This is a genomic window from Stenotrophomonas sp. STEN031, from assembly GCF_056759975.1.
Genome location: NZ_JBRREA010000028.1, coordinates 1 through 11,779, shown reverse-complemented (window position 1 = coordinate 11,779; position 11,779 = coordinate 1). Strand labels below are relative to the sequence as shown.

Sequence of the window (11,779 nt, the reverse complement as noted above, 5' to 3'; positions counted from 1 at the left end):
TCGCGCACATCCTTTGCGCTTACAGCCGTGGGAGTGCGTGGCAGGGGCGGTAGGATTCGAACCTACGAATGCCAGGATCAAAACCTGGTGCCTTGGGCCTCTTGGCGACGCCCCTGCATCAAACAATTCCCGTCGTTTCCAGCGCATCAAGCAGTGGCGAGCGATCAACACCCGCAGCTACCCAAGCCCGCAGTTGTGGCGGCAATTCCGCCAAGGCCTGCTCTGCAGCAGCGCGCGTGGCGAATTCGACGAAACAACCGCTTCCCGACCCCGTGAGTCGTGCCCGACCAATACCTGACAAGGCCTGGAACGTCGCCTCGATGGCAGGTTCCTGGCGCCGTAGTACCGGCTCGAACGCATTTCCGAGGACGGTCCCGGAAGCGAAGTCCGCTATTTTCACGGGCTTGGCATCCCGCGTCAAATGCTGTGAACGGAAAAGTTCAGCCGTGGGCACGTGAACCCCCGGATCCACCAGCAAATACCATGCTTCCGGCAGTTCAAGCGGGGTCAGCAATTCGCCCACGCCTTCGGCCCAGGCACTGCGTCCGCGCACGAAGACCGGCACATCGGCCCCCAGGCACACGCCAAGGGCTGCCAGCGCATCCTCATCCAGACCGGTACCCCACAACGCGTTCAGCGCGACCAGCACGGTCGCAGCATCTGACGAACCACCCCCAAAGCCACCACCGGCAGGAATCCGCTTTTCAACCCGGATATCGACACCTTTCCCGCAATTGGTCGCATTTTTCAGCGCAATGGCAGCACGAACCACCAGATCATCAGCCTCTGCAACGCCGGCCACGGAAGCGCCCTTGCGGCGCACCTGACCGTCCTCGCGCAGGCGCAGGCCAATCCGATCGCCCCAGTCCAGCAACCGGAACACCGTCTGCAGCACGTGATAACCATCCGCGCGCCGACCGGTGATATGCAGGAACAGGTTCAGCTTGGCCGGGGCCGGCCAGTACGACCAACCCGCTTCGTCAGCTACGGCAGTCATGGTGCGTCCGATCCCCATTCATCCACGATCAGGCGGACCTTGGCATCGCCATTGACCGCCTCGATCCGGCGCGGCAGCGACGGGCGCCCGGCATCGGCCGGGTACCAGTCCAGGTAATCCACCTGCCAACCTTGCTGGCGGAGCACCCGCGGCCGCCCTTCAGCGTCGAAACCGAGGTGTTCCGGACTTGTGCCCGCAGTTGGTAGACCACGCACCCACTCGGCCAGTTGGGCGACCGGAATCTCCCAGCCAGTAGCCTGCAAGAGCAGTTCGCCGGCGTCATCGGCCGTGCGCGGTCCGCCTTCCAGTCCTTCCAGGCGCACCACCTGCCCTGGGGCGCCACCGCTGAGCTGCCAGCTCTGCCGGGTGACCGGCGCGGCCAGACTGACCTGGTAGGCAGGCCCCTGCTGCAACCAGTCGATCCGGCCGTTGCCACCATTGCGGCCCTTGCTGATCGCCACCCGGCCCTGGAACGACCAGTTCGGCTGCGCCTGCAAGGCAGCCTGGCGTTGCTGCTCTGCCGCCTGCGCCTGCGCCGACACCTGCGAAACCTCAGCCGCGACCGGTGTCGCCTGGCGCTTGGGCACCGAACCACAGGCCGCGAGCGCACCTACCACCAGCAGCGCCAACGGCGCCCGCCACATCAATACGTTCATGCACCCAACTTTTCGATCGCACGCTGCAGCGCGCGGTTATCCGGATCCAGTTTGCGGGCCTCATCGAAGAAGCGCCTGGCCTCGTCTTTCTGCCCCAGCACCCACAACACTTCGCCTACGTGTGCAGCGATTTCCGGGTCCTTGTTCAAGGTCCAGGCACGGCGCAGATGCACCAGCGCCTCATCGTTGCGGCCCAGCCGATACAACACCCAACCGTAACTGTCGACGATGGCCGCATTGTCCGGCTCGGCCACGCGTGCACGGTCGATCAGCTCCAATGCTTCCTGGTAGCGCTGGGTGCGGTCGGCCAGGGTGTAGCCCAGCGCGTTCAACGCTGCCACGTTCTCCGGCTCGGCCACCAGCACCTTGCGCAGGTCCGCCTCGGCGCGCGGCACATTGTCGTTGCGCTCCCAGGCCAGCGCGCGGGCGTACAGCAAGGCGCTGTCATCCGGGAACGCAGCCAGGCCACGGGCCAGCACATCGAACTCGGCCTTGGTTTCGCCATCACGCAGTTGCAGCTCGGACTCCAGCAGGTAGGCGTCGCGGCGCACATCGTCGTCCAGCGAGGCATCGGCCTGCACGGCTTGCACTTCCTTGGCAGCGCGCGCCTTGTCACCCATCAGGTGCAGCGCGTTCACCGCACGCAGCTGTGCCTCACCGCGATGCTCGCCACCAGGCACACCGTGATACCAATCCACCGCCTCCTGGTAGCGCTTCAGATATTCGGCAATCTTGCCCAGCAGCAGGCGCTGGTCGGGGTCCGGCTTGCTGGCCTTTGCCGCGATGTCCTGATACAGCGCCAACAGCGCCACATCGTCCTTCTGTTTGGCCAGCAGCGAGGCACGCATGCCCCAGCTCTGCAGGTTCTGTTCACCTACCGACAGCACATGCTCGGCAGCGGCGGTCTCACCCAGGGTGTCATAGGCGATGGCCAGCGCGCCGCGCAGCTCGTCGTCCTTCTCCGCCTTCGGCTCGATGCCCTTGAGCAGGGCCAGCGCCTCGTCCTTCTTGCCAGCCTGGTTGAGCTGGGAGGCATGCAGCAACGCCACCCGCGGCTCATCCGGGAAGCGCCGGACCACCTCGCCGACCATCCGCCGCGACAACTCCGGTCGTTCCATGCGCAGGGCCAACCGGCCAAATTCCTGCCAGGCCTCCAGATCATTGGGGATCGCATTGGCGTCCACCAGCATGCCCAGCACCTGCGCCGGCACCGCCGGGTCGCGGCCGCCAGTTGCAAGCGCCAGCAGCGCGTAACGCCAGGCCCGCGGTTCAGGGGAGCGCAGCACCGCCAACAACTCCTTGCGGGCCAGCCTGGCGTCGCCATTGCGCATGGCCAGCGCACCGCGGGTGCCGCGCACCGCTACCGAGCCGGGGTCGCGTTGGGCCCACAGCGCCAACGCCTGCTCCGCGCGGTCGGCGTCATCGGCCAGCATGGCGATGCGGGTGGCGCGCTCGGCCAGCCCCACGTCGCCCTTGGCTTCCTGGGCGGCCTGCAGGTACCAGCGGGCGGCATCGGGCAACTTGCCAGCCTGCAGCGAGAACTCACCGGCCAGCACCGGGGTCAGCGGCAGGCCTTCAGCCGCCAACGGCGTCCGGACAGGCGCAGCCGGGGCCGCCAGCACCGGAAAAACCGGCAGGGAAAGCAACAGAACGGTGCATATGCGATTGAATACGGGCATCTGGCGCAACCGGGCCGTAAAATGGCGGCCTTCAACAGCCAGCAGCTTATCGCAAGCAACTGAACAGATGACCCTGTGGGTGCTCGGACTGAATCACCAGACTGCGCCGGTAGAACTGCGCGAACGCGCTGCCTTTGGCGGAGACGCCTTGCCGCGGGCGATGGATTCATTGCGGCAGACCCCGCAACTGGCCGAGGCGGTGCTCCTGTCCACCTGCAACCGCACCGAACTGTACGCCGTTGCCGAGGACAGCAAGGCCCTGAGCCAGTGGCTGGAACACCACGCTGGCAGTCTGCAGGGCTATCTCTACCAGCACAGCGACGCTGAGGCGGTGCGCCACCTGTTCCGGGTCGCCACCGGGCTGGACTCGATGGTGCTGGGCGAGCCGCAGATCCTGGGCCAGGTCAAGGATGCCTGGGCACTGGCCCACGACAGCGGCGCGATCGGGCAACAATTGGACCGGTTGTTCCAGCAGACCTTCTCCGTGGCCAAGCGTGCCCGCACCGACACCCGCGTCGGCGCCAATCCGATCTCGGTGGCCTCCACCGCGGTGCGGCTGGCGCAGGACTCGTTTGCGCGCATGGATGAATCCACTGTGCTGCTGGTCGGCGCCGGCGAAACCATGGAACTGGTCGCCAAGCACCTGAGCGATGCCAAGGTGAAGCGACTGCTGATCGCCAACCGTACCGTGGCCAATGCGCAGGACCTGGCCAGCCGTCACGGCGGCGTGGCGCTGCCCTTGACCGAGCTGGAGCGCCACCTGGGCGAAGCCGACGTGGTGTTCTCGGCCACGGCCGCGCGCGAGCCGGTGATCCTGCACCGTCAGGTCGCCAACGCACTGCGCTTGCGCCGGCACAAGCCGATGCTGCTGTTCGACCTGGCCGTGCCGCGCGATATCGAAGCCGAGGTCGGCACCCTGGCCGACGCCTATCTGTACACCGTGGACGATCTGGAACGGGCCGTGGAGGAAAACCGCCGCGGCCGCCGCGAAGCCGCCGCCGAGGCTGAATCCATCATCGACCTGCAGGTCACCCGCTATCTGGAGAACCTGCGCGCCACCCGCCTGCAGGCACCGATCCGGCAGCTGCGTGCGTTTGGCGAGGCGACCCGCGCCGAACTGCTGGCCAAGGCCCGGCAACAGCTGGCCCATGGCAAACTGCCCGACGAAGTACTGGAGCAGCTGGCGCACGGCCTGACCAACCGCCTGCTGCATCCGCCCACCGCCGCCCTGCGCCAAGCCGCGCAGGAAGGCGATACCGACCTCACCCGCGCCGCCGAGCGCCTGTTCCCGGCCGCCCCCGGGTATCACCACCCCGCTGCGAGGAATGATGACGCCGACCCTGCGCCGTAAGCTGCTGGCACTGGCCGAGCGCCGAGAAGAACTGGAACGCCTGCTTTCCGACCCGGACGTGGTCGCCGACAACGAGCGCTTCCGCAATTTTTCCCGTGAGTTCTCGCAACTGGAACCCATCGCCACTGCATTGGCGAACGAAGCCCGTGCGCTGGACGATCTGGCCTCGGCCGAAGCCATGCGCAACGACCCGGAACTGCGCGAGCTGGCCGAGGAGGAAATCGGCGCCGCCCAGGCGCGCCTGCAGGCATTGGACGAAGAGCTGGCGCTGCTGCTGGTGCCGCGTGACCCGCGCGACGAAGGCAACCTGTTCCTGGAAGTGCGTGCCGGCACCGGCGGTGACGAAGCGGCGATTTTTGCCGGCGACCTGTTCCGCATGTACGCCCGCTATGCCGAGCGTCAGGGCTGGAAGGTGGAAATCGAATCCGACAATCCCGGCGAACACGGCGGCTACAAGGAAATCGTGGCACGCGTGGTTGGTCGCGGCGCCTATTCGAAGCTGAAGTTCGAATCCGGCACGCACCGTGTGCAGCGCGTGCCGGCCACCGAATCGCAGGGCCGCATCCACACCTCGGCAGCGACGGTAGCAATCATCCCCGAGGCCGACGATGTCGAAGACGTGGTGATCAACCCGGCGGACCTGAAGGTGGACACGTTCCGTTCCTCCGGCGCCGGCGGCCAGCACGTCAACAAGACCGAGTCGGCGATCCGCATCACCCACGTCCCCACCGGCGTGGTGGTGGAATGCCAGACCGAGCGCAGCCAGCACGCCAACCGCGACAAGGCGATGAAGCGGCTGAAGGCGCAGTTGCTGGATGCCGAGCGCAGCAAGCAGGCCGCTGCCCAGGCCGAATCGCGCCGCCTGCAGGTAGGCAGTGGCGACCGCAGCCAGCGCATCCGCACCTACAGCTTCCCGCAGGGCCGCATCACCGACCACCGCGTCGAAGGCCTGACCCTGTACGACCTGCCCAACATCATCGAAGGCGGCCTCGACGACCTGATCGCACGCTTGCAGCACGAACACCAGGTGGATGAGCTGGCGCGTTTGGCGGAAGGGACCTAATACGCTCCCTCCCTTATGCGCAGCATAGGGGAGGGTTGGGGAGGGGGTAGCTTTTGGCTTTTTGGCATTGGCCTTCGCTACTGCCTCTGGATTTGGCCTTGGTCGCCAGCCCATAGCAAAATCAAAAACCTACCCCTCCCCAGCCCTCTCCTGCGCTACGCGCAAGGGAGGGGGCAAAGCCAGCACAATGACCAACGCCCTCAACGAACGCGACCAGCTCCGCCATGCCGTCAGCCGCCAACCCGGTGACTTCATCGCCTGGGTAATGCTGGCCGACGCAGAACTTGGTGCGGGCGATGTACGCGCAGGTGAGGCGGCGGCATCCAGAGCACTGCAACTGCGACCGCAGCACCCCGAAGCCCTCGCCCGTCTTGGCCGCGCGCGTTGGATGCAAGGCAGGCATGAGGAAGCCGCCGCACTGTTGCAGCAAGCCTGCCAGCTCGCCCCGCAGCACCCAGGCATGGCCTTGTGGCTGGGTCATGTACTGGAAGATGCCAACCAGCCCGAAGCCGCCGCTGACGCCTATCGACGCGCGCATGCGCTGGCACCGGACGAGGCCTATATGGCCGCACAGCGCCTGAACTGGCAGCGCCGGCTCTGCGACTGGCGCGATATCGATGAACTTTCGCAACAGGTGCGTCGCGCGGTCGCGCAAGGCAATCCCGCCGTGGAGCCTTTTGCCTTCCTCAGCGAGGACGCCAGCGCCGCCGAACAACTGGCCTGTGCGCGGCAACGTGCCGGCGTGCTTGCCCAAGCCATTCCGCGCCTGCCTGCAACGCAGGTTCGTGCACAGGGCGCACTGCGCGTGGGCTTTCTTTCCAACGGCTTCGGCGCGCACCCGACCGGGCTGCTGACAGTCGCATTGTTCGAGCAGTTGCGCGCACATCCGCAATTGCAGACACATCTTTTTGCGCTCAACAGCGACGATGGCAGCGGCATCCGCCGACGCCTGCAGGCAGCGGTCGGGCAGTTGCACGACCTCAGCAACCAAGCACATGCAACGATTGCCCAGCGCATCCGCGCCGCTGGCATCGACCTGCTGCTCGACCTGCGCGGCTGGGGCGGCGGTGGCACACCCGAAGTGCTGGCCATGCACCCGGCACCGCTGCAGTTGAACTGGCTGGCCTATCCCGGCACGTCCGGTGCGCCGTGGATCGACTACGTCGTCGCCGATGCGTTCGTGTTGCCGCCCGCATTGGAATCCGGCTTCAGCGAAAAGGTGCTGCGCCTGCCGCGTGCCTTCCAGCCCTCGGACAACACCCGCATTGTTCAGCCCCCGCCCTCGCGCGCTGACTGCGGATTACCGGACGCCGGCGTGGTGTTCTGTTGCTTCAACAACAGCTACAAGCTCAATCCGCGCAGCGTCGAACGCCTGTTGCAGGTGCTGCTGGGCGTGCCAGACAGTGTGTTATGGCTGCTGTCCGGTCCAGGCAAGGCCGACCAACGCCTGCAGGAGGTCGCGCGCCGACGCGGCGTGGACCCGGCGCGCCTGGTGTTCATGCACAAGCTGCCGCATCCGCAATATCTGGCCCGTTACCAGCATGCCGACCTGTTCCTGGACACACACCCGTATAACGCCCACACCACGGCCTCCGATGCGCTGTGGGCCGGTTGTCCGGTGCTGACCGCACCCGGCAGCACGTTTGCCGCGCGGGTGGCCGGCAGCCTCAACCATCACCTCGGCATGGACGAGATGAATGTCGCCGATGACCAATCCTTCGTCACCACCGCGATTGCGCTGGGCAATGACCCCAACGCCCTGCAGGCTGCACGGCAGCGACTGGCGCAGGCACGGAAACAGAGCAGCCTGTTCGACATGGCCGGCTTCGCCAGTGACCTGGCCCAGCTGCTGCAACAGCTGGCCGGCGACCACGGCTGGCGTGGTGCAGACATCGACTGACATCCGATTGGGTTAGGCTCGGCGTTCCACAAGGAGTGACCATGGGCAAGCTCAAGCGCAAACAGTACGAAGCGTTGCTGGAACCGATGCAGCTGGAACTGGCCAACATGGCCCGCTGGGCCCAGCACTGCGGGCAGCGTGTACTGGTGTTGTTCGAGGGCCGCGATACCGCCGGCAAGGGCGGCGTCATCCAGGACATCGCCAAACACGTCAATCCACGCCAGTGCCGGGTGGTGGCCCTGCCCAAGCCCAGCGAACGCGAAGACAGCCAGTGGTATTTCCAGCGCCATATCGCGCACCTGCCCGCCGCCGGCGAGATCGTGCTGATGGACCGCAGCTGGTACAACCGCGCCGGCGTGGAGAAGGTGATGGGCTACTGCACCGATGCGCAGTACAAGGCCTTCCTCAAGCAGGCCCCTGCGTTCGAAAAGCTGCTGGTCGACGATGGCATCCTGCTGTTCAAGTACTGGTTGTGCGTGGATCAGGAACAGCAGGAAAAGCGCTTTGCCGAGCGTCGCGACGACCCGCTCAAAGGCTGGAAGCTGTCACCGATCGACCTGAAATCGCGGCAGGAATACAGCGCCTACACCCAGGCCCGCGAAGCCATGCTCGAGGCCACCCACAGCGTTCATGCACCGTGGACGCTGGTGGATTTCAATGACCAGAAGCATGGCCGCCTGACCCTGATACGCGACCTGCTGGATCGCCTGCCCGATACCCACATCGACGAAGCGGTGATTGAACTGCCACCGCTGCCGGGCAAACCGAAGAAGGAGAAGTACGGCGTGGTGAAGCCGATTACGCCGTTTGCGGTGGATGAAGAAGCAGCCAAACCGTAGCCCGCCTCCGGTTCCCTGTAGTGCCGAGCCATGCTCGGCAGGAGCTTTACCGACAATGCCGTAGGAGCGGCATAAGCCGCGGAGTTGGCATTGTGTGGAGAGCTGAAAAGCTACCCCTCCCCAACCCTCCCCTTCGCTGCGCGAAAGGGAGGGAGCGGTTCTTGGCAATCTGTCAGAGGGTCGCGGCGCTCTGCCAGAGGGTCGCGGCGCTGCTCTTGCCCCCTCCCTTTCGCGCAGCGAAGGGGAGGGCTGGGGAGGGGTGCTCTTGGCCTCAAAGCTTCTCGCTCCCGCCTCGAAGCCCCAACACACGGAAAACCACCATCCCCTTAAACCGCCTTACCCCCGGCAGCCACAATCGCTTGCTCGATTTCCTGCGCATTCACCGGCCCCAGGAACTGCCGGGCCACCTTGCCGTCCGGCCCGATCAGGTAGGTCATCGGCAAGCCACGCGGCGTGGCGAAGTCCTTGGGCGGGCTGAAGGTATCGATGATGGCGATCGGATAGGCCACCGGATGTTCCTTCAGGAAGGCCTGCATCTCGTCCAGTTCGATGTCCTCATAGGCCAGGCCAACCACTTCCACATTGCTGCGCATGGCGTGCAGCGCCGACAGCTCCGGCATTTCCTGCAGGCACGGCGCGCACCAGGTGGCCCAGAAATTCACCACCACCCATTGCCCACGGTGACTGGCCAGGTCATAGGTCTTGCCATCCACGGTTGGCACCTGCAGTTGCGGTATTTCCACCGTCTGCTGGACCACGCTGGGCTGGGCCGTCTCAGCGGCAGCCGGTGCGACCGCTGCATCGGGTGCGGCAGCCGGTGCAGCGGCAGGTGTCTGCGCCGGCTTGCACGCAGCCAAGGCCAACGCCAGCAGCGCGACGGGAACAAACTTCTTGATCATCGACTCTCTCCGCGCTCTACATAGATGTCATCCACCCGGCGCTTGAGCAGTTCGCGCAACGGCAGACGTAGTTGATCCAGGGCGTTGCAGGCCGCTTGCCCGAGGCTGTCCTCGCGCATCGGCAGGTATTCCTCGGCGGCCGGTATACGCAGCTGCGAGCTTTCGTACAGCTCATGCAGGCTGATGCTGTCCAGGTCACGCGCCAGCAGCCATTCACCGCGCTCGTCACGGCGCAGCACGCCAATGACTTCCATCTGCTCCAGCAATTGCTGCAGCAGGGAGTCGGTGAGCATGGGTTCCAGCAGCAACAGCTGGTCTTCATCCAGCCCCTGCCCTTGCTGCCGCGCCTCACGGAACCGTCCCAACAACCGCAGCAGGCCATACAGCTCGCAGCCCTGCGGCAACCGCAATGCCGCCGGCTGGTAGCGGAATGCGGCCACCGATGAGGCCAGCGATGCGCCCAGCAGCACCGAGACCCAACTCAGGTAGATCCACAGCAACAGGATCGGCACGAACGCCACCGTGCCGTAGAGCTTCTGATAGGACTGGAAGCTGCCCAGGTACAGGCCCATGCCCCATTTCACCAGCTCCAGCATCAGCACCGCCAACAGTGCGCCGGGAATGGCGTGGCGCCACTTCACGGTATGGTGCGGCACCACCCGGTAGATCAGCACCACACAGACGAATTCGATCAGCACCGGCGCCAGCCGCAAGCCGAGGTCGGCCAACCAGCGGCCCTCGGTCGTACCGAACAAGGGCAGCGACAACACTTTGGCCGAGATCGCCAACGAGGCGGCGGCCAGCAAGGCGCCCAGGGTAAGCACCGTCCAATAGACCAGGAAGCGGGTCAGCTGTGGCCGCGCCGAGGCGACCCGCCAGATGCGGTTGAAGGTCTGTTCGACGCTGTTGAGGGTGATCAGCAGCGATACCACCAGGGCCAGGAAGCCGGCAGCTGTCAGCTGCCCGGCGCTGGCCGAGAACTGCCGCAGATACCCTTCGGCCGCGCGCGCCGCCGACGGCACGAAGTTGGAGAACACATAGTCGCTGAGCGCCTCGCTCCAGCGATCGAACATGGGGAACGCGGACAGCACCCCGAATACCACGATGGCCAACGGCACCAGCGCGAACACCGTGGTGTAGGCCAGCGAACCGGCAGCCTGGAACAGGCGATCATCAATGAAGCGCTTCCACAGGAAGCGCCCGAAGCTGACGTTGCGCGCACGGTCCCGCAGGCGCTCCATCCATAGGTTGAGTGAATCCAAAGGTTCCATTTGGCAAGGGTACCCGATGCAAAGCGCGGCCCGCATCGTTGATACTGCCGGTTCCTGCATGATTGAGCGAACGGTGTGATGGCGGAAATCCTGGTGCTTTACTACAGCCGTGGCGGTTCGGTGGCCCGGCTGGCGCGGCAGATCGCCCGCGGTATCGGCGAGGTGCCGGGCATGAGCGCCCGCCTGCGCACCGTACCTCCGGTCGCCGCTGTCACCCAGACCAGCGCCCCGCCAGTGCCCGACGACGGCGCACCCTATGTGGAGATCGCCGACCTGGCCGAGTGCGACGGCATCGTGCTGGGCAGCCCCACCCGCTTCGGCAACATGGCCGCACCGGTCAAACACTTCCTCGATGGCCTGGGCGCGGAATGGGTCAACGGCACTCTCGCCGGCAAGCCGGCGGCAGTGTTCACCTCCACCGCCTCGATGCACGGCGGCCAGGAATCGACCCTGTTGTCGATGCACCTGCCGCTGTTGCACCACGGCTGCCTGATCGTCGGCATCCCGTTCACCGAGCCGGCACTGAGCCACACCCGCAGCGGCGGCACGCCGTATGGCGCCAGCCATGTGGCCGGCAGCCAGGATGATCCGCAGCCCACCGACGATGAAGCGGTGTTGGCACGGGCATTGGGCCGACGGGTCGCCGATATCGCCCGGCGTCTGGCGCAATGAGCGGCCGCAGCCGCGATCTGATCCTGGCCTTGGCATTGGCGCTGTTGGCCGGTCTGTATGCGTGGTGGTTCCGCGCCGACCGCCATCTGCTGGCGGTAGCCTTGGTATTCGTGGCGCCGCCGGTACTGTTGTTGCTGGGCGTGCTGGCACAGCGCGCTGTGGCCCGCTTCTGGGCGGGGGTATTGGCGCTGTTCTGGTTCAGCCACGGCGTGATGAGTGCCTGGAGCCACCGCGACACCGCCCTCTACGCGTGGATCGAGATCCTCCTGGCGCTGCTGATCGTGGCCCTGGTCAGCGTACCCGGCATGCGCGCCCGCTTTGCGGCAAGGAAAGCCCGGTAGCCCCAGCCCGGTTGGGGCGTTACCGCCATCCCCCTGTAGAGGCGCGCCCAGAACGCCCGTGGGGGGTCGACCCCACCCACCATATTTGTGGGCCGGGGGGGCCGGCCGCCG

General features: G+C 65.9%; 11 protein-coding genes and 1 tRNA gene. 6 read left to right on the top strand and 6 right to left on the bottom strand.

The window, feature by feature from the left end; genetic code table 11:
• Positions 1–38 precede the first annotated feature (38 nt).
• From ACVOLQ_RS13365 to ACVOLQ_RS13350, 4 genes are all read right to left on the bottom strand, one after another.
• Positions 39–115, bottom strand: a tRNA-Gln gene (locus ACVOLQ_RS13365).
• 3 nt (positions 116–118) lie between these two features.
• Positions 119–997 (bottom strand): 4-(cytidine 5'-diphospho)-2-C-methyl-D-erythritol kinase, encoded by an 879-nt coding sequence (ispE, locus tag ACVOLQ_RS13360; RefSeq protein ID WP_313174222.1) that lies wholly within the window; start codon positions 995–997, stop codon positions 119–121.
• On the bottom strand, positions 994–1,653 hold the full coding sequence (lolB, locus tag ACVOLQ_RS13355) for a lipoprotein insertase outer membrane protein LolB (RefSeq protein WP_313174220.1): 660 nt from the start codon (positions 1,651–1,653) through the stop codon (positions 994–996). The genes ispE and lolB overlap by 4 nt, the downstream gene beginning before the upstream one ends.
• Entirely contained in the window at positions 1,650–3,332 is a 1,683-nt protein-coding gene (locus ACVOLQ_RS13350; RefSeq protein ID WP_481528341.1) for a tetratricopeptide repeat protein, read from the bottom strand. The genes lolB and ACVOLQ_RS13350 overlap by 4 nt, the downstream gene beginning before the upstream one ends.
• A gap of 67 nt (positions 3,333–3,399) precedes the next feature.
• On the opposite strand from ACVOLQ_RS13350, the gene hemA reads away from it, so the two are divergent.
• The 4 genes from hemA to ppk2 all read left to right on the top strand — a co-directional run bounded on the left by hemA (position 3,400) and on the right by ppk2 (position 8,485).
• Positions 3,400–4,683: a glutamyl-tRNA reductase gene (gene hemA / locus ACVOLQ_RS13345; protein WP_313174217.1), complete on the top strand. Its 1,284-nt coding sequence runs from the start codon at positions 3,400–3,402 to the stop codon at positions 4,681–4,683.
• Positions 4,661–5,746, top strand: coding sequence for a peptide chain release factor 1 (gene prfA / locus ACVOLQ_RS13340; RefSeq protein WP_481528340.1), 1,086 nt, complete (start codon positions 4,661–4,663; stop codon positions 5,744–5,746). The genes hemA and prfA overlap by 23 nt, the downstream gene beginning before the upstream one ends.
• Positions 5,747–5,933: 187 nt before the next feature.
• Positions 5,934–7,646, top strand: a complete 1,713-nt coding sequence (locus ACVOLQ_RS13335) for an O-linked N-acetylglucosamine transferase, SPINDLY family protein (protein ID WP_481528339.1) — start codon at positions 5,934–5,936, stop codon at positions 7,644–7,646.
• A 41-nt stretch (positions 7,647–7,687) separates the two neighbouring features.
• A complete protein-coding gene (ppk2, locus tag ACVOLQ_RS13330; protein WP_481528338.1) occupies positions 7,688–8,485 on the top strand; it encodes a polyphosphate kinase 2 in 798 nt (265 codons plus the stop codon).
• Positions 8,486–8,811: 326 nt separating this feature from the next.
• On the opposite strand, the gene ACVOLQ_RS13325 is transcribed toward ppk2, so the two are convergent.
• The gene (locus ACVOLQ_RS13325) at positions 8,812–9,384 is read right to left on the bottom strand and encodes a TlpA family protein disulfide reductase (protein ID WP_313174210.1); all 573 of its coding nucleotides are present in this window, start codon (positions 9,382–9,384) and stop codon (positions 8,812–8,814) included.
• On the bottom strand, positions 9,381–10,655 hold the full coding sequence (locus tag ACVOLQ_RS13320; protein WP_313174208.1) for a YihY family inner membrane protein: 1,275 nt from the start codon (positions 10,653–10,655) through the stop codon (positions 9,381–9,383). The genes ACVOLQ_RS13325 and ACVOLQ_RS13320 overlap by 4 nt, the downstream gene beginning before the upstream one ends.
• 78 nt (positions 10,656–10,733) lie before the next feature.
• On the opposite strand from ACVOLQ_RS13320, the gene wrbA reads away from it, so the two are divergent.
• Together wrbA and ACVOLQ_RS13310 are read left to right on the top strand one after the other, a co-directional pair.
• Positions 10,734–11,327, top strand: a complete 594-nt coding sequence (wrbA, locus tag ACVOLQ_RS13315; protein WP_313174206.1) for an NAD(P)H:quinone oxidoreductase — start codon at positions 10,734–10,736, stop codon at positions 11,325–11,327.
• The gene (locus ACVOLQ_RS13310) at positions 11,324–11,668 is read left to right on the top strand and encodes a DUF2069 domain-containing protein (protein WP_481528337.1); all 345 of its coding nucleotides are present in this window, start codon (positions 11,324–11,326) and stop codon (positions 11,666–11,668) included. Before wrbA ends, ACVOLQ_RS13310 begins: the two co-directional genes overlap by 4 nt.
• Positions 11,669–11,779 lie beyond the last annotated feature (111 nt).